This window comes from Treponema sp. OMZ 788, from assembly GCF_024181245.1.
Classification (GTDB): domain Bacteria; phylum Spirochaetota; class Spirochaetia; order Treponematales; family Treponemataceae; genus Treponema_B.
The window spans coordinates 497,336-518,742 of the sequence record NZ_CP051199.1 but is presented as its reverse complement, the minus strand read 5'-3'; the positions used below and the strand labels follow the sequence as shown (position 1 = coordinate 518,742).

The 21,407-nt window shown below is 41.4% G+C and carries 19 protein-coding genes and 1 pseudogene; 7 read left to right on the top strand and 13 right to left on the bottom strand.

Going from position 1 to position 21,407, the window contains the following annotated elements; translation table 11 throughout:
* Window positions 1-25: 25 nt before the first annotated feature.
* The 4 genes from E4O00_RS02395 to E4O00_RS02380 form a co-directional block, all read right to left on the bottom strand.
* Complete coding sequence (locus E4O00_RS02395) at window positions 26-1,264, bottom strand: methylaspartate ammonia-lyase (RefSeq protein WP_253678411.1); 1,239 nt, start codon at window positions 1,262-1,264, stop codon at window positions 26-28.
* Window positions 1,265-1,452: 188 nt separating this feature from the next.
* Window positions 1,453-2,910: a methylaspartate mutase subunit E gene (locus E4O00_RS02390; RefSeq protein WP_253678410.1), complete on the bottom strand. Its 1,458-nt coding sequence runs from the start codon at window positions 2,908-2,910 to the stop codon at window positions 1,453-1,455.
* Window positions 2,911-2,999: 89 nt separating this feature from the next.
* Window positions 3,000-3,911 carry an Rpn family recombination-promoting nuclease/putative transposase gene (locus tag E4O00_RS02385; protein WP_253678409.1) on the bottom strand — a complete coding sequence of 304 codons (912 nt, stop codon included), beginning with the start codon at window positions 3,909-3,911 and terminating at the stop codon, window positions 3,000-3,002.
* Between the two features lie 112 nt (window positions 3,912-4,023).
* The gene (locus tag E4O00_RS02380) at window positions 4,024-4,764 is read right to left on the bottom strand and encodes a copper homeostasis protein CutC (RefSeq protein WP_253678408.1); all 741 of its coding nucleotides are present in this window, start codon (window positions 4,762-4,764) and stop codon (window positions 4,024-4,026) included.
* Between the two features lie 111 nt (window positions 4,765-4,875).
* Here E4O00_RS02380 and E4O00_RS02375 point away from each other — a divergent pair, with 111 nt between their 5' ends.
* From E4O00_RS02375 to E4O00_RS02365, 3 genes are read left to right on the top strand one after another with little or no spacing between them, the layout of a single operon-like run.
* Window positions 4,876-5,559 (top strand): hypothetical protein, encoded by a 684-nt coding sequence (locus E4O00_RS02375; RefSeq protein ID WP_253678407.1) that lies wholly within the window; start codon window positions 4,876-4,878, stop codon window positions 5,557-5,559.
* The gene (locus E4O00_RS02370; protein WP_253678406.1) at window positions 5,477-6,151 is read left to right on the top strand and encodes a hypothetical protein; all 675 of its coding nucleotides are present in this window, start codon (window positions 5,477-5,479) and stop codon (window positions 6,149-6,151) included. The genes E4O00_RS02375 and E4O00_RS02370 overlap by 83 nt, the downstream gene beginning before the upstream one ends.
* Complete coding sequence (locus E4O00_RS02365; RefSeq protein ID WP_253678405.1) at window positions 6,151-7,968, top strand: DNA topoisomerase IV subunit B; 1,818 nt, start codon at window positions 6,151-6,153, stop codon at window positions 7,966-7,968. The genes E4O00_RS02370 and E4O00_RS02365 overlap by 1 nt, the downstream gene beginning before the upstream one ends.
* Here the strand turns inward: E4O00_RS02365 and E4O00_RS02360 are convergent.
* Both E4O00_RS02360 and E4O00_RS02355 read right to left on the bottom strand, forming a co-directional pair.
* A complete protein-coding gene (locus tag E4O00_RS02360) occupies window positions 7,934-8,662 on the bottom strand; it encodes a tRNA threonylcarbamoyladenosine dehydratase (protein WP_253678404.1) in 729 nt (242 codons plus the stop codon). The genes E4O00_RS02365 and E4O00_RS02360 overlap by 35 nt on opposite strands.
* A gap of 28 nt (window positions 8,663-8,690) precedes the next feature.
* Window positions 8,691-9,749, bottom strand: a complete 1,059-nt coding sequence (locus E4O00_RS02355) for a phospho-N-acetylmuramoyl-pentapeptide-transferase (protein WP_253678403.1) — start codon at window positions 9,747-9,749, stop codon at window positions 8,691-8,693.
* 73 nt (window positions 9,750-9,822) lie between these two features.
* Here E4O00_RS02355 and E4O00_RS02350 point away from each other — a divergent pair, with 73 nt between their 5' ends.
* The 4 genes from E4O00_RS02350 (at window position 9,823) to E4O00_RS02335 (ending at window position 12,596) form a co-directional block, all read left to right on the top strand.
* Window positions 9,823-10,569, top strand: coding sequence for a DUF368 domain-containing protein (locus E4O00_RS02350; RefSeq protein ID WP_253678402.1), 747 nt, complete (start codon window positions 9,823-9,825; stop codon window positions 10,567-10,569).
* A gap of 201 nt (window positions 10,570-10,770) precedes the next feature.
* Complete coding sequence (gene uraA / locus E4O00_RS02345; RefSeq protein WP_253678401.1) at window positions 10,771-12,033, top strand: uracil permease; 1,263 nt, start codon at window positions 10,771-10,773, stop codon at window positions 12,031-12,033.
* A gap of 52 nt (window positions 12,034-12,085) precedes the next feature.
* Entirely contained in the window at window positions 12,086-12,226 is a 141-nt protein-coding gene (locus tag E4O00_RS02340) for a type II toxin-antitoxin system HicA family toxin (protein WP_253678400.1), read from the top strand.
* 106 nt (window positions 12,227-12,332) lie between these two features.
* Complete coding sequence (locus E4O00_RS02335) at window positions 12,333-12,596, top strand: hypothetical protein (RefSeq protein ID WP_253678399.1); 264 nt, start codon at window positions 12,333-12,335, stop codon at window positions 12,594-12,596.
* 16 nt (window positions 12,597-12,612) lie between these two features.
* Here E4O00_RS02335 and E4O00_RS02330 read toward each other — a convergent pair whose 3' ends face one another.
* The 7 genes and pseudogenes from E4O00_RS02330 to E4O00_RS02300 all read right to left on the bottom strand — a co-directional run bounded on the left by E4O00_RS02330 (window position 12,613) and on the right by E4O00_RS02300 (window position 21,174).
* A complete protein-coding gene (locus E4O00_RS02330) occupies window positions 12,613-13,809 on the bottom strand; it encodes a YibE/F family protein (RefSeq protein WP_253678398.1) in 1,197 nt (398 codons plus the stop codon).
* Window positions 13,810-13,883: 74 nt separating this feature from the next.
* Entirely contained in the window at window positions 13,884-15,485 is a 1,602-nt protein-coding gene (locus tag E4O00_RS02325; RefSeq protein ID WP_253678397.1) for a 5'-nucleotidase C-terminal domain-containing protein, read from the bottom strand.
* Between the two features lie 62 nt (window positions 15,486-15,547).
* A pseudogene (locus tag E4O00_RS02320) lies at window positions 15,548-16,802 on the bottom strand (peptidase U32 family protein).
* Between the two features lie 2 nt (window positions 16,803-16,804).
* The gene (locus tag E4O00_RS02315; protein WP_253678396.1) at window positions 16,805-17,746 is read right to left on the bottom strand and encodes an alpha/beta hydrolase fold domain-containing protein; all 942 of its coding nucleotides are present in this window, start codon (window positions 17,744-17,746) and stop codon (window positions 16,805-16,807) included.
* Between the two features lie 41 nt (window positions 17,747-17,787).
* The gene (locus E4O00_RS02310) at window positions 17,788-19,578 is read right to left on the bottom strand and encodes an ABC transporter ATP-binding protein (RefSeq protein WP_253678395.1); all 1,791 of its coding nucleotides are present in this window, start codon (window positions 19,576-19,578) and stop codon (window positions 17,788-17,790) included.
* Between the two features lie 59 nt (window positions 19,579-19,637).
* Window positions 19,638-20,231 (bottom strand): RdgB/HAM1 family non-canonical purine NTP pyrophosphatase, encoded by a 594-nt coding sequence (gene rdgB, locus E4O00_RS02305; protein ID WP_253678394.1) that lies wholly within the window; start codon window positions 20,229-20,231, stop codon window positions 19,638-19,640.
* A complete protein-coding gene (locus E4O00_RS02300) occupies window positions 20,161-21,174 on the bottom strand; it encodes a nucleoside-triphosphatase (RefSeq protein ID WP_253678393.1) in 1,014 nt (337 codons plus the stop codon). The genes rdgB and E4O00_RS02300 overlap by 71 nt, the downstream gene beginning before the upstream one ends.
* Window positions 21,175-21,407: the final 233 nt, after the last annotated feature.

Here is a 21,407-nt window from a genome sequence, read left to right as displayed (position 1 = left end):
CTGTTTATCGAAACTCCTAAACAACTTATTTCCTATTGGCTAAGGCAACGATTCGATTCATCTCGTTATTGATGATCATGTAGCCTTCGTCAACACCCATACCGGGTTTTGCAAGCTGCTGGGCAGCACCGGCTGCAACAGAGCAGTTTACGATAACTTCGGCTGAGCGGTTGGTTTCGTTACATGTACCTCCGCAGTAGGCGCCTACTCCCTTTTCCTTGCAGTAAAGGATGGCTTCGATTGTGTTGTTAATTCCTCCGAGGTCTGGGGTCTTAATCTGAATCATGTGGCCTGCGCGGTTATCTGCAAAGTACTGAATGTCTTCGAGGGTGTTGCACCATTCATCGGCAACAAGCTCTACCTTTACGCCGTTATCGTCAAGGCTCTTTGTAAGAGCTGCAAGCACCTGCATCTGCTTTTCTCTGTCGCCCATATCCATGGGGCCTTCGATTCTAAGTTTAAAAGGAGCGGCAGCTTCTTCCAAGGTTTTAAGATAGGCAGTCATCTTGGGAACATCGTTATTTGTAAAGTCTCCGATTGTGCCGTATACATCGATGTGGAAGATAGGATTGTAGTCCTTGCAAGTTCTCATGGTTTCGACTCTGTTTTTAAGCCACTTAACATATTCCAAAAGTTTTTCGCCGTTTTTGCCGGTTTTTTCTTCAACATTGTTAAATAGACCGTGGGGAAGAACTTCAGCCTGCTTGATAATCATCTTATCGGCGTTTAAGTAGCGGTCATCACCGGACTGGGTGAAGATCGGTATTCTCTTTATTTGACAGCCGGTCTTGTATTCGTCTACAACAACCTCGGCCATCGTTATGTGGCGGGCCTTTGCAACTGCATCAAGAATGGCTTGAGAAATACCGTAGCGGAGAGCCGTGTGCATTCTCTTTCCGTTTACCTTGTGTTCTTCGAAGGTTTTGGCCATTTCTCTAAAGTTTGTAATTTCTTTTCCTACAAAGAGGGGCTTTATGTCCTTTTCGATTACGGGAATAAAGTCCTTTGCCAAAAAGAGGGGATCTCGTCCGCCTGCTCCGGAATACTGCACAGCGGCACAGTCGCCGTATGCAACCTGACCGTCTTCAAGAACGAACATAACGGAAATAGCTTCACCAGCCTGTCTGATTGAGGTAAAGCCCTCGGTTACAGGTTTTCCGGTATAGAAAAATCCGTCATGACCTGCACCCATCTTGATAGCCTTTTGATCATCAAAATAGAATCCTGTTTTTCCTTCTGCGCAAACAACATCAACAATTTTCATCTTTATACTCCTATAAAAACTTTTTGCAGCAAATATCAATTTGCGAAAAAAGTTTTTTCAAGTAGTTTTGCTTTATGCAAAACTACATATAAACAATGCGACGTTTGCCTGAAAGGCAAACTCGAAGATAAACATTGAGGCTTGTATTTCAAGCCGGAATGTTTATCCAACTCCTAATTTCTATAATTTTAGTGTTTAGCGGGTCTTCCGACCAAAACACCTGAACTTACGGCATAAACATCATCAACAGACATTTGGAAATCGACAGCTCTGTTGTCGGCCTTAGCCCTCTCTTCAAGTTTACTCCTGTTAAAGTCAAGAATATCCTTTGTAAAGGGCAGATTTCCCGGCATGAGGTAGCGGATACATCCGTCATTGTCACGGGCAGGCATTACCTTTCCGGCATTGTACTGGGAAGGGGCAAAGGGAATGTCTATTACACCGGCTTCAAAGGCCTTGATTGTGCCTTCAACCAGGTCTCCGTGTCCTATCTCATAGACCCTGTCCATAATACACTTTGTTTCTGCCTTGATAAGCTCAATTTCTTGAGCGAGAATCTTCGAATCGGGATAACGCTGGCCCTTCAAAAGGTTTAGTACCATTTTGGTAGCCTTGATACCTCCTGCATTGGCTTCCTTGGTAGGAATACCGAAGGCTTCATGCGGGGTTTTAACGATTACCTTTGTAGCTCCTGAAAGGGCAGCTGTTGTGCTACCCAAAGAAATAAGGCCGTAGGCCCTGGACTCATCGGCGGGGAAGCCTCCCATCCATTGATGGAAAACGGTGGTGATGCACATATCCTTGTAGCCGAATTTTTTCATATAGTCCTTGGTAATTTCTCTTAAAGAAATTACGGCAGCAACGTCCTGCGTCATGTTTCCGCACATACCGTAGCCTACAGTGATGCTCTTTACACCCTGCTCTGCTGCAAGCAAGGCTTCGATAACGCCTACTGCAATGGCAACTGAGGGAGGAACGAGGGTTCCTGTAAGAGGGCCGAAGGGTTCCCTGTTTAGGTGAACTCCGTTTTCTTCATAGAAACCTACAAGGCGGTCGGCATATTGCCAGCACATAATACTGTGTTCGATTGAAACGGCCTTTGCATAAGGAACGTTGTAGCTTATTCCGCCTCCCTCATTGGAGGTGTAGCCTCCGGCATGAATAATCTCTGAAAGAAGACGGGCATCGGGAGTTCCGTGTCTTGCCTGTAAGGGAAGGTTTACGGCTTCCAAAACTTGGCGGCAGGGGCCGACCCCCCAGTTTACCACAGGAAAACCGTTCATAAGAGAACGGCCAGCCTTCTTTGAAGCCTCAATACCGGCCTCACCCTCTTCATACCTATTTTGACGCGTATAAGCATCAATGGTGCTGGGTAAAAAGTCGGCACCGCCCTCATCCTGTAAAAACTTTAATAGGTTAATGTGTTCATCCAAAAGAGGAACACCGGCACGAGGCTGTGCCGTCGTAATGCCTTCTTTATCGGCTTGTTCAAGTTTGATTGCAAAGTTTTTTTCAGGCGGGATCTTCTTTAGATAATCGATAGACTCTTTTAAGTCAACATCCTTTCCCGTAGGCCAAGTTTGGAGAATCTCTTCTCGCATCTCCATGAACTCTCCCTCGGGAATTTTTTTATTTTTCCATCTCATACTCTTGCTCCTAAAGTATAGTGTCTCATTGTATCACAAAGAGACTTAGGCTTCAAGAGGGGCAAGAGTTTGATATAAAAACCTTAGAACTAAAGACTTTCTATTTTTTCGCGACTTAAGCCGGTTCCCTCAACTATTTTATCGATATCAATTCCAAGCCGTTTAAAATATGCTGCTGTTTCCAACTTTGCTTGATATGACCCCTCCGCCATACCTTCCGCCCGGCCCTCCTCCCTGCCTTCGGCTAAGCCTAGATTTCTTCCTTCTGCACGTCCTTCCGCCAAGCCCTGTCTTCTAGCTTCATTCCGTTCACATTCGACATACATCTCGTATTTTTCGTTAGAGAGCTCTATTGCCATTCGCCTCTCTTCATCCGTTACCCTAAAGAGTGTTGCTTCTGCCATTTTTATACCCTCCTCTAATCTGCATAATTCTTCCAACATTCCGCTTTTTTTGTCTTCTTCATAGTTGGCCAAAAATCTTATCCAAAAGTCTTTTAAGCTATAATCTTCCAAGCTCTTTTTCATAGTATAAACTATTAGCTCGTTTAATTCAACATAAAGATATTGAATTACGGAACCCTCAGGCATTCTGACAAGTTCTGCATTTTTAGGAACATCACAGCCGAAAACCGATATGCTTATTGCATACAAAAAGTCATCTTCTTTCGGCTCAGTTTTTAAAAAGCGGGAGGCCATTCGCATAAGGTACATTTGATTTCGCCTGGGATAGTTGGTCTTCCAAAACTGCTGCATTTCAAGGTCTACAATAAGACCTGTATCGGTCTTAATCAAAAAATCAAGGCGGTAAGTTTCTCCTGCCGACCTATCCCTGATGAGCTCGGTATTAAGGATGTCGGCCTTTGTGATTTTACCGTAGGAATCTTCCAAAAAGGCGTTAAGAAAGCTTATGAGGGCCTTGTTTCCTTCTTCTCCTTTGGAAAACATCAGCTTAAATACCCAATCGGTCTTGGGATTTAAAATAGTTTTTTCATCATTCATAAGAACTCCTTCCATAAATTAAATACTTTGCAGGAATTCCTTCCTGCCTTCATTTAATTATATGGCTCTAAGTTGAATAATTAGTAAAATTTGAAAAAACTTTTATTTTTTACTACAAGCTTTTTATTATCCCTATCATCTCGTCTAGGCCGGCAACTTCGATGCTGTCCTCAGGCGGATATAGGGCTCCTCCGTAATAGATTGAAGGATTTGCCTTGGTAGACGGCTCTACACGCCTTTTAAGGGCAGCAAAGTGAATTTGATCTACACCTGTCAGCTTGATTAGCTTTGCTGCATTTTTTTCGGTAATTCCGCCGCCGGGCAAAATCTCGATTCGGCCCTTAGCTCTTTTTACCATTTCGGCAATCAGGCCGGCCCCCTCATAGGCTGTAGGTTCTTGCCCGCTGGTTAACACCCTGGTAAAGCCTAAAGAAATAAGCTCGTCCAAGGCCTTTAAGGGCTCAGGAACTACATCTATTGCTCGATGAAAAACCTTGTCCCTGCTTCCTGCAATCTTTATAAGAGCTTCACATCTCTTTGCATCGATGGTTCCGTCCTTTTTTAAAAAGCCGAACACCAGCCCGTCGGCTCCGTTATCCATAAAAAGTTTTGCATCTTCAATCATTGTTTTATACTCGTAAGAAGAGTAAAAAAAGCCGGCAGCTCTGGGTCTTACCATAGTCATAACCTTTAAACCGGTTTCTTTTTTAACCAGCCTTAGGGTTCCTAAAGAAGGAGTCAAACCTCCCAAAAAAAGAGAAGAGTTAAGCTCAATCCTTGAAGCTCCTGCCTTTTCTGCCATCACCGCATCCTCAAAAGAACCCGCACAAATTTCTATCGTAATATTCTTCATATAAACACCCCCGGCGATCGAACGCTTTTCCATTCTAAAAAATGCAGGCAAAAAAGTCAACATCCGATAGCAGCTATTGTCAAGAAACAAATAAAAGGTTAGAATAGAAGAATGAATAAGAGTAATAACACGATACCTGTTCTTTTAAAAGAATTAAAAGACCTTGAGTCAAAACTGACGGAAGCATATAAACAGCTTGGAAATAAACTTATCAAAGATACAGCCGATCCGGTTGCAGAAGCAAACGGGGTTTCTCAAGAAAATTTTCTTCAATGGCAAAGGCTGCACGATGAAAGAAAATTTTGTACTGAAAGCGTTTTGGATATAAAAAATAACAGTACGCGTCTTTCCGAACTTGACAACTTTAAAAAGCAGGTCAAAGACAGACTTGCGGATACAAAAAAAGAAACCGAAAAACTAAAGGGAGATTTTTTACTCAAACTTTATAAGGACTTTTTACCTCACTGCGGAAATCTTTTTGATTCTCTTTCTGCCGAAATCAGAACTGAAGAAGCGAAAATGCAGGAAACCATGGAAAAAATTGAAGCTCTAAATTCCGAAAAAAAAGAAGCAAACTTTTTTTTGAAGATCGGCATTTCGGGTAAGATTACCTCTAATGAATTAAAGGTAAAAAATTCCGAAAAAAAAATTAAAAATATTTTCACAAAATCGGACATAGACATTTGTAATTCTCAAGAGGTAAAAGCACTTTATGATGAAGATAAACTTTTCCCCGATCTCAAAAAAAAACTACGAGGAAATTTTAAAGCTCTGTACCGATTTAAGCGATTCTGAAAACCGCCTTAAAATGATAGATGAGGAAGCGGGCTTTGTGACAAAAAAATTAGCCGATGCCGGTGCAGATAAAAATTCAAAAAAACGAATCGATAATTTTACAAACAGGGTAAAAGAAATCGACGAAAAAATAGAGCTTATTTTAGAGTCTACAGGCCTAAAATATACCGAGAATTTTTACTCTGCAGAAGGAGATTCGGCCTTAGGAGAAAATCCTTCGGATGAAGCTCTTGGAAAATATGCGGATTATCTAAAAAAGGCAGGTAAGTACCTCAAAGAAATAAATAAGGTAAAATGCCATATAGAATTTTGCGAGGTAATGCAAAAAATTAAGGCGGAAGAAAATCAGATTCAAAACCTTAACCGCACAATAAAGAATTGCGAAAACTCCATAAAGGAAGCCGAAAAGAAAATAAGCAGCTCCGAAACGGCCATCAAAAACTCAGAAGTTAAAATAGCCGATTTAAAAGAATATGCAGCAGGGCTTGAAGAAAAATTCTCCGGTAAGCCCTCGGAAGAAAGCCGCAGTTCAGGCCAAGAAGAAGTTCAGCCAGATTCGGAAGATAATCAGACGGTTTCGGAGGAAGAATAATGGCTGCAAAAAAGGCTGTTTACGATGAGTCCAAAATAAAAACCTTGAGCTCCCTTGAACATATCCGTTTGCGGACGGGTATGTACATAGGCCGCTTAGGAGACGGTTCAAATCCTGATGACGGAATTTACATTCTCGTAAAAGAAGTTATCGACAACTCCATAGACGAGTTTATAATGGGGAACGGAACCCGCATAGATATTCAGCAAGAGGAAAACAAGATAACCGTCCGCGACTTCGGGCGGGGTATTCCTTTAGGAAAATTAGTAGAATGTGTTTCGGTTATAAATACGGGCGCAAAGTACAACGATGAGGTCTTTCAGTTTTCCGTCGGTCTAAACGGAGTCGGAACAAAGGCCGTAAACGCCCTCTCGGAGCATTTTAGGGTTGCCGCCGTAAGGGACGGTAAATACGCAGAAGCTATTTTTGAAAGAGGAAAGCTTGTAAGCGAAAAAAAAGGAAATGCCAAGCCCGGCGTCAAAAACGGAACCCTTGTCGAATTCATTCCCGACACAAAAATTTTCGGCGAGTATAAATTTAACTTGGACTTTATCGAAAAAAGGATTTGGAACTATGCCTATTTAAACTCAGGCCTTACTTTAAGTTTTAACGGAAAGCTTTTTAAATCTGAAAACGGCCTTTTGGACTTGCTCGAATCCAATGTCGGCACAAACACCATCTATGAGGTTTGCCGCTACAAGGAAAAGCAGCTTGAGTTTGCCTTTTCTCACACAAACAATTACGGCGAAACCTACTACTCCTTTGTAAACGGCCAATATACTTCCGACGGAGGAACTCACCTTTCCGCCTTTAAAGAAGGGCTTCTCAAGGGCATCAACGAATATTTTAGAAAAAGCTATAAGAGCGAGGACGTTCGTGAAGGAACTTGCGCTGCCGTTGCCGTAAAGATTCAGGCTCCCGTATTCGAAAGCCAGACAAAGAACAAGCTCGGAAACACCGAGGTGCGCTCCTGGATAGTCAACGATACAAAGTCTGCAGTCGTAGAATGGCTCCAAAAAAATGCCGACTCGGCTGCAAAACTTGAAAGCAAAATAATCGCAAACGAAAAACTCCGCACCGAGCTAAACACTGTAAAAAAAGAAGCAAAGGCGGCGGCAAAAAAAATTGCCATAAAGATTCCGAAACTGAAGGACTGCAAATTCCATTTGGGAGATGGGAAATTCGGCGAAGACACCATGATCTTTATCACAGAGGGAGATTCTGCGACGGGAGCCATGGTTTCAAGCAGGGATGTTTTAACTCAGGCAATTTTTTCTCTTCGAGGAAAACCCGAAAATATGTACGGCAAAAAACGGGCTCAAATATACAAAAATGCCGAGCTCTACAATATGATGATGGCACTAGGCATCGAAAACGATATCGAGGGCTTGCGCTATTCAAAGATAGTAATAGCAACAGACGCAGACAACGACGGCTTTCATATTCGGAATTTGCTTTTGACATTCTTTTTAAGCTATTTTGAGGAGCTGGTTACCTCAGGCCGCGTATACATCTTGGAAACGCCCCTTTTCAGGGTGCGCACCAAAAAAGAGACATCTTATTGCTATTCCGAAAAGGAAAGGGATGAGGCTGTAAGCCGCTTAGGTTCATCTTCCGAAATTACCCGCTTTAAGGGCTTGGGAGAAATAAGCCCCAAAGAGTTCGGTCAATTTATCGGGGCCGATATAAAGCTCCTCCCCGTAACCGTTCAAACCCTAAAAAAAGTTCCTTCAATCTTGGAATTCTACATGGGCAAGAACACCCCGGAGCGCCGCAAATTTATCATGAAAAATCTTCTGGCCGAGATAGATGCTTAACAACCTCGCCGGCGATTAAAAGACCGGCGATCGAGGGAACCCATGCAGCCGAAGCCGGAGGGTTTTGCTTTATTGTACATTCACTTTTAGAATAAAGCACCTTCAAGTGCTTAACATTCCTTTTTTTTAGCTCGGTGCGCATTACCTTACAAAGAGGGCAGACGCTTGTCTTGTAAATATCTGCAAATTCAAAATCGGAGTTTAGGCGGTTTCCGCAGCCCATTGCCGAAATAAGAGGAACCTCATTTTTTTCGGCTTCAACGGCAAGAAAAATTTTGAGAGAAACCGTATCTACGGCATCTACTATAAAGTCTAAACCATCAAAAAAATCTTCGCCTAAGACTTCATAAAAAGTATCGGGTAAAATAAAGGAATTGATTGCCGTTACCTTACATGAGGGGCTTATATCTGCAATGCGATCCCTTGCAATTTCAGTTTTAGCCCTTCCTATGGTAGAATAGAGGGCATAAAGCTGGCGGTTTATATTGCTTTCTTCTATCGTGTCGCCGTCAATGAGGATGAGCTCCCCTGCCCCGGTTCGGGCCGTTCCGTTACGGGCAACCCCGCTTCTGGCAAGGGCTTCGGCAGTATAGCTTCCTACTCCGCCGAGGCCGAAAACTGCGATACGGGCATTTTCTATCTTCGTTAAATTTGATGAGCCGACGAGAGGTTCAAACCTCGATAAAAAATTCATGGCGTTAAAAAAATCAACCTCAAAGCATTTATCGAATCTTAAAGAGAATTCCTAAAATGACAATAGTAATTAAAATTTGGATAATTACAAAGCGGATTAAAACCTGAGTCGGCGACCATTGCAAATTCTTTTTCATGTGGTCATGGAGCGGAAATCTGATATTCTTAAATATCTTGATCTTAAAAAAGCGGAGCATAACCACCTTCAAAATCCCCGTCCCTCCGTTTATGAGAATAACACCGCTAGTCATCAAAAGGATGAAGGGGTTGCGCGAAATAATTACAAGAACACCGATAAAAAAGCCTAAAGCACGCGAGCCTGCATCTCCCATAAGAACCTTACTCGGATAGGCATTGTGCCAAAGATAGCCCGTAAGCACTCCGCAGAGGGTGAAAATCATAACTGCCCATTTTGCTCCCGTGCTTATATTGGGAACCAAAAGATAGGCCGCAACCTTGACATGACCAAGAACAAAATAAAAAACTATTCCGAGGGAAACCAAGGCCAAGAGAATAAGAGTTCCCGAAAGGCCGTCCACCCCGTCGGTACAGTTTGTTGTGTTAATCGAAATCCACAAAATAATTATCGAAACAGCGAAGAACACAATAGGATGCACTTCGACAAGGCTCGAAGTAAAGGGAAGCCAAAAGGAAACCTTTCCTTCAAAATAGATGTAAAAAATAACAAGGGCTGTTACAGCCGATAAAATAAGATCCAAGCTGCCCTTTAAATATTCTCCCCAAGATTTTTCGGATTTATCATCTAAAAAGCCTGTAAGCATAACGGCAAAGGTTATGGCCAATATTAGACCTTGAGTAATAGTCGGTTTAATCAATAAAAAAACGCAGATTATAAAAATAGAGATAAAAACAATTCCGCCTCCGGTGGGCTTACCCACAGCAGCTTCCGGATTTACGGTAAATTCCCGCCCTCTGTCTTTGGGTAATTTGGAATAAAATTTAGGCAGCATTAAAACGGTAATTAAAAAGCCTAAAAATAAACCTAGAGAAATTAAAACGGCATAGGATTGTAAAAGTCTCATAGGCCCGAAATATGGACCCAGCAATTCTGCAATATGGTATAACATACTCCCATTATAGCAAATTTTTATGGATTATGTCTATCTTGTTTATAACTCAAAATTTATGTATATTTAAGCAATGTTAAACTATATAAAGAAAATAATCGCAGGCATTGCCATAGGAATCGCAAATGTCATCCCCGGCGTTTCAGGCGGAACCATTGCCGTCGTATTCGGGGTTTATTCCGACCTTATAGGGGCAGCAAGTCTTGATGTCAAGACCATTAAGGCTAATTTTAAAACCTATCTTTGCCTTTTCGGAGGCATGGGCTTAGGCATTCTCATTTTTGCAAGCCTTTTTAAGCTTGTTTATGAAAGATTCCCCATACAGACCAATTTCTTTTTTGTAGGCCTTATCGTAGGAAGCATCTTTATAATCTTTGATTTTGTCCGAGAAACGGAAAAAGAGAGCTCTTTTACAAAGGCATCTAAAATTGCTTGGTTTTTTATAGGTTTAAGCCTGATGCTTGCCCTTTACTTTTTTAAGGGAATATCAATTTCTTCTGCCGCAGCAATAGAAACATTAAGCCTCGGAAGTTTTTTATTCTTATTCCTTGCAGGCTTTGCAGGAGCTGCCGCAATGGTAATACCCGGCATATCAGGCTCCTTCCTACTTTTGATCATGGGAGCGTATTATACGGTGATTAAGGCTATTACCGGCTTTAACATTCCTATAATGATTCCCGTAGGACTGGGTGTCCTTGCAGGAATCATCCTCTCGGCAAGACTAATCGGCTTTTTTATGGAAAGATTCCCCAAGATAACCTACGCCTTTATTTTAGGACTCGTTGCGGGCTCAATCAGGCATTTGGTTCCTGACGGCTGAATGCTGCCTTCAATGAGGCTGGCTGCAGTCCTCTGTATGCTTGCAGGCTACGGCCTGATAACGGCATTTGAAAAGATAAACAAAAAATAGTCACTCGGCATTCGACATTTGATACTTGTCATTTATCACTAGGCATTTCCCCTGGCCCGATTGACTTAAGCGGCAATTAAAGTTATCATACAGCCCCGATGGAGATTTAATATGTCACACAAAAAAATTTATCAAGTTGATGAAAAAGTTCCGGCGGGGCTTTTCTTACCCTTAAGTATTCAGCACACATTTGCAATGTTCGGTGCCTCAGTCTTAGTTCCCATTATCTTCGGAATCGATGCAGGCATAGTTTTATTTATGAACGGAGTCGGCACCCTCTTGTTTATAGCCATAACAAGGGGAAAAGCCCCTGCCTACCTCGGTTCGAGCTTTGCCTTTTTAGGGCCTGCAACACTTATTATTTCTTCAATAGGTTTTCAATATGCTCAAGGAGCCTTTATAGTAACGGGGCTTTTAGGCTGTCTCATTGCCTTTATAATTTATAAGTTCGGAACCTCATGGATAAACATAATCCTTCCGCCCGCAGCAATGGGCTCTGTAGTTTCCCTCATCGGTTTTGAGCTTACAGGACTCACAGTAAGAGGCGGTACTATAGGTGCAAACATCATGACGGAATCAGCCTCACGGGGAGACATAATAGTCTTTTTTATCACGATAGGGGCTGCCGTTCTGGGCTCCGTACTTTTTAAAGGATTTTTATCAACAATTTCCATTTTAATTGCAAGCATCGCAGGCTACATAGCCGCAATCTTTTTCGGCATGGTAGATTTTTCGATAATAAGAGAAGCAGGGCTTTTTACCGTCCCTCATTTTCAGCTTCCTAAATTCGATCTTATGGCCGTAATTACAATGCTTCCCGTCTTGCTGGTTATCACAAGCGAGCACATAAGCCATCAGGTAGTAACCTCCAACATCGTCGGACGAGATTTGTTAAAAGATCCGGGCCTTCACAGGAGTATCTTTGCCGATAACTTTTCGACAGCCCTTTCAGGCCTTGTAGGAGGAGTTCCAACCACAACCTACGGCGAAAACATAGGCGTTATGGCGGTTACCGGTATTTACAGCGTCTATGTAATTGCGGGTGCGGCAATAATTTCTATCTGTATGGCCTTTATAAGCCCCCTTGCAGCCCTAATCCGCACCGTGCCCGGAAACGTCATAGGAGGCATAACCTTCTTGCTCTACGGAATGATAGGGGCCTCAGGCATCCGCCTTTTGGTAGATTCAAAAGTAGATTATTCAAAATCGAAAAATCTCATTCTAACCTCGGTCGTCTTTACCACGGGTTTGAGCGGCCTCAGCATAAAATTCGGCGAAATAGAATTTAAGGGAATGGTACTCGCCTCCCTCGTTGCCGTTATTTTGAGTTTTATCTTCTTTGTTTTTGAAAAGCTGGGAGTGCTGGAGGAGTAAATATTTGACAATGGCAATTATATGTGTTAAAATATCGGTATAGAAGATTACTATGAAAAGTTATACATCCCGTGAGGTTATAAAAATATTACAAAATGACGGCTGGTATGAGGTGGCAGTTGTTGGAAGTCACCATCAGTTTAAACATGAAACAAAAAGAACATTTTTTTTATCCTGCAATATTCACTTATAATGGCGAAAAAGAAATTGCCGTTATTTTTCCGGACTTGAATTGTGCTACCTCAGGAGAAGATGAGGCTGATGCTTTATTATCTGCAAGATAATTACTTGGATGTGTATTGTGCGGACTTGAAGATGACGGCGAACCTATTCCGGAGGCATCTCATTTGAGCAATATAAAAATGCGTAAAAATGAAAAAGCGGTTTTAATTGATGTATATCTTCCTACTTACCGCATGATGCAAAAGACACATTCGGTTAACCGCACCGTAACCTTGCCTGCATGGCTAAGTGCTCTTGCCTCGGAACATAACATAAATTGCTCTCAGCTTTTGCAAGAAAGCCTAAAAAAACGACTTCAAACGGTTTTACAAACGCGATAAGTTTTATGGATATTTTTTAATTCTTCCTAAAAATATTTACGAGGTTGACGGTTATAGGAATCGTGCAAATTAAACCTATACTCCCCGAAACGGCCCGCAATATCTCGGCAGATAAAAGCTCCAAGTTTATAATTTCCGTAAAGCCGTTGGAAAAAATTATAAAGAGTAAGAGTACGGGGATTGATGTACTCACATAGGCCAAAATAAGAGTGTTTGACATAGAACCTATTATATCCCGGCCTATATTCATTCCGGATTTTACAAGCTGCTTATTCGAAATCTTAGGACTTACAGAAATTATTTCCCACATTGCAGAAGAAACGGACATGGCGACATCCATGACAGCCCCAAGGGAACCTATCATAATTCCTGCAAATAAAAGGCCCTGATAATCTATCTTACGGTATTGGGGAACGAAGGCCAGCATTTGGGCATCTTCGTTTCCAAGCCCCGAGAGCCTTAAAATTTTTCCTGCAGCAAAGGCAAAAAGGCCTGCAATAATAACCCCGCCTATTGTTCCCAAAATAGCCGTGTAAGTCTTTTTGTTCTTCCCCGAAATTATAAAAAGAGTAATTACTGAAGCAGAGCTGCAAATTATAACAGCCCAAAGCATAGGATTATAGCCTCGAATGATAAGAGGAAGGAAGAGGCCGAATATAAGGCCCACGGTAAACCCAAGAGAGATAAGGGCTTTTACTCCGTTTTTTTTACCGACAAAGATTAAAACCGAAGCAAAGATAAGAATAAGAGCATAGACCTTATAATCCCTTGCCCTCTCGTAAATGCGCAAATTGTTTACCTTGCCTGTTTCGTCTTCATCCAGCTGTAAGACAAGTGTTTCGTTTACCTTAAAAATCAGCTTATAAGGAATTGCAAGCTCTATCGTGTTCCGGATTGTGTAAACCTCTCCCCTGTGCTTCCCGGTTAAAATCTTAACCTTTAAGTGCTGGTAACGGAAGTCCGATTCTATGGGAATATCGGGGCGGCTTTCCCCTGTGTCGTCATAAACGATTTCGATAACCCTGGCCTTAACAGCCTCGCTTTTGGGAGCGTTTATCTGAGCATCATAGTATTGGCTTAAGCCCTGATATTTATTGTCCAGGCCGTTAGACCGGTCTTTAGACAGGGATCCGGAAGACGCTTGCCCTGTATCTTCCGCAGATAGATTAAAACATAGAATAAGGATTACAATAAAAGTGAAAATATGTTTCATGTTTGATTCCGGCCGATTTTATTTTAAGAAAAAAGCGGTGCAAAATTTTTCACACCGCTTTAAATTGGTTCCCGTTATTTGCTTATATCTTTAATATAATCTACAGGTAGGGGCTTAATTGTTTTAGCCTTTTTGATTGCATCGATAAGGGCATCCCTTATGGATACGCTTTCTGCAACGTTTTCAGCCTTAGAAAAATCGTAAGAGTCTCCGCCCGTAAACATAAAGCTGTTTACTACAACCTTATATTTTTTATTCATGTCGAGGGGATTTCCGTCCATAAGAGTAATTTTTGTAATTCTGTTTTCAAAAGGTTTTTTGCCGTCATATTCTACCCTAAGTCCTGCAAATTGACCGTCTGTGATGTTAGGATTCATAATACCATGATCTATGGCCTTTTTAATCTCGGAACCGGGAAGATCGAAAACGACGAGGTAGTTGTCAAAGGGCATAATCTCGTAAAGATCTCCTACAGTGATATTACCGGCTGCAAGGGTTCGGCGTAAGCCTCCTCCGTTTTGAATGGCAATATCGGCCTTTCCCAGCTGTCGCTGAACCTCGGCGGCCCATGCACCCAAAGCAGTGTTGCTTCCCTTCTCGCTTCGCTCATGAGCAAACTCGGCTTCTGCAATACCGATAACCTCTCCCATAATAGGCCCTAGTTCTGTCTCATATTTTGTATAGAGAGCCTTACCCTTTGCATCTTCGATAAGAGAATCCTTGTGCTTATATATTTCGTCTACCATAGGCACAATCTTTACAATCTTGTTTTTTTCTCCGAAGGTGATGCTGAGCTTACCTACAGCCCGGCCGTGACAGTAAGCTTGAAGTATGGGCATACCGTTTGCTTCTCCTGCAACGGTTTGGTGGCTGTGAGCCGAAAGAACTGCATCCAAGCCCTTGATTTCGGTAAGCTTAACGGCATTTCCGCTTATCTTTCCGTCTTTTTGGAATGAATCGATGTGGGTCAGGGCAATAATTGCATCGGGCTTGCCTTCCTTGGCCTTTCCTGCCAAAAGATAGTCCGCCCATTCTTGACCTGTTTTTACGGGGTCGGTAAACTCCAAACCGCTTACATGTTCGGCACTGGTCAAAACAGCCGTATCGGGATGGGCAAGACCGATAAAGGCAATCTTGTAGTTTCCTTTGGTTATAATTGAGTAGGGTTTTGCCCATGACACGGGTTTCCCGCTCTTTTTTTCGACAATGTTAGCAGCCAAGAAGGTAAAGTTTCCGTCCTTTTGCCACTTTGTCATGCGGTTTGAACCCCAGTCAAATTCATGGTTACCTACGGCACAAACCTTAACATTCATCGCCCTCATCATGGCAGAAACGGGAGCTCCATAGGTTAGATTGGATATGGCTGTCCCCTGATAGTTGTCGCCTCCTGCAGCCACAATGGTGTTAGGATTTTCCATTCCGGCAGTGCGGACATAGCCTATCATCTTGGCCATACCGGCATTTTTTCCCTTTCCGGGGCGGGTATCTTCTGCAACGTTTCCGTGAAAGTCGTTAAAAAGAAGAATATCGACTTGATTTGCAGGGGCCTTTGCCTCAATGCCTGCATACTGACCGCTTACATCATGGGATTCGGTTTCACATCCTGTAAAGGCGGCACTTAGGATGAGAACGATCACAACAAAGCCGACGGCTTTAAAAAATTTGCTGTTCTTCATAAGCATACCTCCTATAAAAACTTTTTTTGTTATAATAAAATTATACAACGGTATGCGAAAAATTACAAGTTTTCTTTACACCTTACCAAAAACTTTTCGGCTATGGGCTTATCGGTTTTGATGATACAGGGATGGCCGTGGCAGACCCAGTCCATTTTTTCTTTTGTGTCGGGTTTTAGAAGGATATAGCCCGTGTCTTCGATAGAACAGATATCGGGGCCGACATATTCGAGAGGGATGCCAGAATCTATCTTGTTCATCGAAATAAACTCGTATTCGTTTTCTGAAAGTTTTTTGCCTATTTTGCCTGCAAGCATATAGGGGGACTTAGACTCGCCAACAGTGGTCTTATTGGCCTCCGCACTCGAAAAATAGAAACCCGTAGTAAATTCCCTATGGGCAGTATTGTACAATTCTTCAACAAAGGGAGAAGCCTCATCGGCGCTTATCTTTCCATTTAAAAAATCTATCTTTTTACGGTAGGCTCTTGTGGTCAAGGCAGTATAGTAAATGCTTTTCATGCGGCCCTCTATTTTTAGTGAGTCTACTCCGGCTTCTTTCATCTTGTCGAGGTAGTCGATCATACAAAGATCCTTTGAAGAAAAAAAGAGCCGTATAGTTTTCGCCTTCTTCTACGGGGAAAAGCTCTCCCTTCCGCTCCGACTCTTCAACAAAGAATTCTTCCTTAGGTTTTTCTGAATACATCTTGTAGTTCCAGCGGCAAGAATGGGTGCAGGCCCCGGCATTTGCGCTTCGGTCGGTAAGGTAGGAGCTTATCAGGCAGCGCCCCGAATAAGAAATACACATAGCCCCATGCACAAAACATTCAAGCTCCATTTCGGGAACCCGCTGCTTTATTTCTCGTACATCCTCAAGGCTTGCTTCCCTTCCCAAGACCACACGGGAAAAGCCCAAGTCCCTGTAAACCTTTACAGCCTCATAGTTTATGCAGTTTGCCTGAGTGCTTAAATGAAGCGGAATGTCGGGAAAGTTTTCTTTTAAAATTCGGGCGGCTCCCAAGTCTTGGACGATAAAGGCATCGAAAGGATATTGTTTAAAATATTGGACCTCAGACAACAAGTTTTTTAAGTCCTCATTATGAAAGCTTATATTTATTGCGCAATAAAGTTTTTTTGTTAAGCCCCGCTTTTTGTAGACTTCTTTTAAAAGAGAAATATTTTTATATTCTTCGCCCGAAAAATTATCGGCCTTAGCCCTAAGCGAAAAATTCTTTAATCCTATATAAGCTGCATCGGCTCCGTACTCCCATGCATAATCCAATTTTTCAAAATTGCCCGCAGGCGCAAGAAGTTCCATATTTATTCCCCTATTAAATTCGCTTGATTTTCTATCAAAGAGCCGCTCTCAAAAAATGAATTTACTTTTTTTCCTACAGCTTCAACTTCGAGGTGAGCCTCGGCAAAGTAGTCGGGGACTGCTTGAAACAGGTGAGGCATGTTTTCCATTATGTCAAGAGCGGATCTCCCTCCGGCCTTTTCGATTTTTTCGCAAAGACGGATTGAGTCATCCAAAAGAATCTCATTACTTCCGCATTGAATAAAAACGGGAGGAAAATTTTCAAAGCTGCCGAAAATAGGAGAGACAAGCTCGTTTGTAAGATTTTTTTCTTCCGTATATAATTGGGCAGCCCCCAACAAGGCTTCTTGAGAAAAAACAAAATCTTTTTTGCGGTTTGCACTCAATCCGCCGCTTGAACAAGTTAAATCAGCCCATGGCGAAAGTAAAACCAGCAAAGCAGGAAGAGGAAGATGTTTATTTTTTAAATAATGAATCAGCGAAAGAATTAAGCCTCCTCCGGCTCCGTCTCCTGCGAGAATCAAATTTGAAGGGGCGACGGTATGCGATTCTATAAGTTTTGCATAGACCTTATAAAAATCTTCGAGGGCGGCAGGAAAGGGCTGCTCGGGGGCAAGCTTGTACTCGGGTAAATATAAATCTGCCGAAGCCTCATGAGCAAGGCCCGCACAAAAAGAGCGGTAAGCTTTTTTTGTGCCGCTTATAAAAGAACCTCCATGGGCATATAGGATTACCCTGCCTGACACCGCCATCTCAGGCTTTAATACATCGGTATCTACACCGCGCAATTCGACTTCGGATAAGTCTACATTGTTCGGTACATGAGGAGAATAAAGAATATCGTCATAGGCAAGACGCAGCTCGTCTATAGTATGTTTTCGAGAAAGTACGGCTCTTTTAAATTTCTTTTTTAACTCGCGTAAATCCTTCAATTCGTTTTGCACTTAAATGTCTCCATTTAATTAATTGGTTTTTGAGGTATCGTTTAAAACTCATCGAGTTTGCGTAAATTGGCATAGATGCCGTTTAAACTTAAAAGCTCCTCATGAGTACCGCTTTCCATGATGCCCTCATCGGTAACTACCAAAATCCTGTCGGCATTTCTTATCGTAGAAAGACGGTGGGCTATAACTATCGTGGTCCTCTCCTCCGAAAGTTCCTCAATAGCTTTTTGAATTAAAATTTCGTTTTCGGTATCGAGGGCCGAAGTTGCCTCGTCCAAGATCAAAATCGGAGGATTTTTTAAAAAGACTCTGGCAATCGAGATTCTCTGCTTTTGTCCGCCTGAAAGCATTACACCGCGCTCCCCCACATAGGAGTCATAACCCTCTTCTAAACTCATAATAAAATCGTGAATATGAGCGTTTTTAGCGGCTTCTATAATCTCTTCATCGGAAGCATCGGGCTTACCGTAGGCTATGTTCTCTTTTATGGTTCCGCCGAAAAGATAAACATCCTGCTGGACAATTCCGATATTTTCTCTCAATGACTTTAGGGTCAAATCCCTTACATCCTTTCCGTCTATGCTTATCTTTCCGGCTGTTACATCATAAAAGCGCGGAAGAAGGGAGCATATAGTCGTCTTTCCGCCTCCTGAGGGACCTACAAGAGCAAGGGTTTTTCCCGCAGGAATATCTATGGAAATATTTTTTAAGATTGCGGCCGTTTCATTGTAGCTGAAATCTACATTTTCGTATTTGATATTTCCTCTTACATCCTTTAGCTCGACGGCATCTTCCTTTTCGGTTATTTCGGGGGCTGTTTCTATAATCTGCAAAAATCGTTTAAAACCCGCAGCTCCCTTTTGGAACATCTCAGTAAAATTGATAAGGAGATTTATCGGAGCTATATAGATATTTATATACAAGACATAGATGGTTAAATCGGGAATGGTCAGCTCATTCCTTGCAACAAAAAAACTTCCGGCTACAACGGTTACTATAAAAAACAAGCCTTGCAAAAGACCGTTTACGGCAAAAAATCCGCCCATCTGTTTATAGTTTAAATACTTTGAATGTACAAAGGCCTCGTTTGCAGTATAGAATTTTTTACTTTCCAAGGCCTCGTTTGCAAAGGACTGAACAACCCTTATACCCGAAAGAGTATCTTGCACCTGCGAATTTATTCCGGCTATTGTTTTGCGGTTGAGCATAAAAATTTTACGCATCTTTTTATTTTGAAAAAAGGTAAAGATAAACATAAGGGAGGTAACCGAGGCTAAAATAAGGGTCAGCCTTACGTTGATAAAACAAAGGAGCGAAAAAGAACCTATTATTTTAAGAAAGGAAATAAAAAGGTTTTCGGGGCCGTGGTGGGCCAGTTCCGAAATATCGAAAAGGTCTGAAACAATTCGGGAAATCATGTCTCCCGTTTTGTTCTTATCGTAATATGAAAAGGAAAGACGCTGCATATGATTAAAGAGGTCGTTTCTCATATCCCTTTCCATGCGGGCTCCCATTATGTGCCCCCATGAGGTTATAAAATATTGGGCAAAATATCTTATAATATAAAGCCCCAAAAGAATTAAGGCAATTATAAAACCAAGGTAGATGATGGCCGATGCCGTTACATCGAAGTCCAAAATTGTTCTATCTGAAAACAGAGAAAGCTCTCCGCTTCTTATTTTTGGAATTACCCTTGTCAAATACCTTATCACTTGCGGAAAAACCAAGTCTACCGCAGAAACCAAAAGAGCGCAAAATAAATCGAAGAAAAATAAGAATTTATAAGGCGTGTAATAGGCTGCAAATTTGAAAAAGGTGCTTTTTTTGTGCATAATTTATGATAATATACGATAAACCAAAAAAAGTAAATAGGCGTTTTTAGATGCACCTTTTACAACCTATAAAGCCCTTCGATTAGCTTTGTTATTGCTTCAAGAGCCCTTCCCCTGTGGGATACCGAATTCTTTTGTTCGGGGCTAAGCTCTGCAAAGGTTTTTCCGAACTCTTCAACAAAAAATATGGGGTCGTAACCGAAGCCGCCCGAACCTGACGGAGCTTCGGTTATATTTCCCTCGCAAGTTTCCTGTACCGAATAAAAACGGTCTTCATTTAAAAGAAAAATCATGCAGCAAGCAAACCGGGCACTGCGATCTTTTACCCCTTTTAATTCTTCAAGCACCTTATTTATACCGGCTTCAGCAGAAACATGCTCTCCATTTAAAGCACCATAACGGGCAGAATGAATTCCGGGAGCTCCGTTTAAAAAATCCACACAAAGGCCTGAATCATCTGCAAGAACAGGTGCTTGTACAATACCGTAAAGGGCCTTGGCCTTAATCATAGAATTTTCAAAAAATGTACTTCCCGTTTCTTCAGGGTCAAAGTCTATACCTTCTTCTTTAGGCAGAACAATTTTATGAGACGGAAGAAGCTCCTGCACTTCCTTTTTTTTGTTTACATTTCCCGATGCCAGATATATTTTCATACTGCTGAGTATACCAAATTTTCAAACTCTTGGCAATATTTTTATCGATTGTCCCCTTATACAGATTGATATATTTTCCTATATCGGTACTGCTCGGAGCCTTTAACTGCCGCCTGTTTAATCTTTTTGCCTTATCCCACAAATGGCGGTTATGCTTTAGCGAAAAACAAATCTTTGTAAGTTGAGTCTTTGTATTATAAGTATGCATTAAAAGATATTTAAAAAGTTGAGCTTTAACATAATATCTGTTTCTATTGCCTACACAATAATTTATTTTTTCATACCGGTTAAAGCAAGCCGACTTGAGATCATGAAGAATAGAACATAGGAGACGGGGATCCATTTTAATTGCAGCAGCTATTTTATCTATCAAATCATCATCAAGAAAAAAGCAAGCCCGGCAGGCAAGCAAAAAAATCTTTCTATGCTTACACGGCATACCAAAATAAATATCCCTCATCCGGGTCAAATATTTTGATTGAGGTTTTTCATCATTCAAACCTAAGGCTTTTGGTTTTACATCGCAGTAGGACGGTTCAGGCTCAGCCACATAAAAGTTAAAATTTTCATCTAAATCATATTCACCCATAAGATACTCCCACCGTGAGCCTTCCTGCTCGGCAATAACCGTATCGTTTATTTCATGCCTTACGGTTTTGCACTTAAACGTTAAATAATAAAATCGAAGATGATTTGTTAAATAAGTATAAAAACTTGAAAGTGAAGAATTATAATTTTCCAAAATTCTAGGAAGCTTATAATAAAACTTGAGTAAAAAATCACTTCGTAAATCTTCATCCTTAAAATACAAACCGAATCTTTCCGCATTCACATAAATTATCTCAAAGATATGCATTAAGAGCTCTTGCCGTCTTACAGGATCTGTCTTATTGATATTGTAGGCCTTGACAAATTCCTCTCCTTTTTCTAAACTGAAATCCACTTTTTTATCTCCTTTAACTTTAATAATTATATGTTGATAGAAGCAAAAAGAGTGCAAAGCTGCCGGCTTTAAAAAAAAGGATTATTTGGATTTTTTTTCATTTTTATAAACCACAAAAAATGAGTTTTTCTATTTTTTTATAAGAGCTCAAAAAACTATCAATAAAAAAATGAGATTTTCCATAAAAGACTAAATTTATTAGTCTTAAAAACACAAAAAATACCGATAATTAG

Excerpts from the sequence above, each read along its gene's own strand:
- E4O00_RS02395 (WP_253678411.1), bottom strand. The coding sequence starts at position 1,264 with ATGAAAATTGTTGATGTTGTTTGCGCAGAAGGAAAAACAGGATTCTAT.
- E4O00_RS02390 (WP_253678410.1), bottom strand. The coding sequence starts at position 2,910 with ATGAGATGGAAAAATAAAAAAATTCCCGAGGGAGAGTTCATGGAGATG.
- E4O00_RS02385 (WP_253678409.1), bottom strand. The coding sequence starts at position 3,911 with ATGAATGATGAAAAAACTATTTTAAATCCCAAGACCGATTGGGTATTT.
- E4O00_RS02380 (WP_253678408.1), bottom strand. The coding sequence starts at position 4,764 with ATGAAGAATATTACGATAGAAATTTGTGCGGGTTCTTTTGAGGATGCG.
- E4O00_RS02375 (WP_253678407.1), top strand. The coding sequence starts at position 4,876 with ATGAATAAGAGTAATAACACGATACCTGTTCTTTTAAAAGAATTAAAA.
- E4O00_RS02370 (WP_253678406.1), top strand. The coding sequence starts at position 5,477 with ATGATGAAGATAAACTTTTCCCCGATCTCAAAAAAAAACTACGAGGAA.
- E4O00_RS02365 (WP_253678405.1), top strand. The coding sequence starts at position 6,151 with ATGGCTGCAAAAAAGGCTGTTTACGATGAGTCCAAAATAAAAACCTTG.
- E4O00_RS02360 (WP_253678404.1), bottom strand. The coding sequence starts at position 8,662 with ATGAATTTTTTATCGAGGTTTGAACCTCTCGTCGGCTCATCAAATTTA.
- E4O00_RS02355 (WP_253678403.1), bottom strand. The coding sequence starts at position 9,749 with ATGTTATACCATATTGCAGAATTGCTGGGTCCATATTTCGGGCCTATG.
- E4O00_RS02350 (WP_253678402.1), top strand. The coding sequence starts at position 9,823 with ATGTTAAACTATATAAAGAAAATAATCGCAGGCATTGCCATAGGAATC.
- uraA (WP_253678401.1), top strand. The coding sequence starts at position 10,771 with ATGTCACACAAAAAAATTTATCAAGTTGATGAAAAAGTTCCGGCGGGG.
- E4O00_RS02340 (WP_253678400.1), top strand. The coding sequence starts at position 12,086 with ATGAAAAGTTATACATCCCGTGAGGTTATAAAAATATTACAAAATGAC.
- E4O00_RS02330 (WP_253678398.1), bottom strand. The coding sequence starts at position 13,809 with ATGAAACATATTTTCACTTTTATTGTAATCCTTATTCTATGTTTTAAT.
- E4O00_RS02325 (WP_253678397.1), bottom strand. The coding sequence starts at position 15,485 with ATGAAGAACAGCAAATTTTTTAAAGCCGTCGGCTTTGTTGTGATCGTT.
- E4O00_RS02310 (WP_253678395.1), bottom strand. The coding sequence starts at position 19,578 with ATGCACAAAAAAAGCACCTTTTTCAAATTTGCAGCCTATTACACGCCT.
- rdgB (WP_253678394.1), bottom strand. The coding sequence starts at position 20,231 with ATGAAAATATATCTGGCATCGGGAAATGTAAACAAAAAAAAGGAAGTG.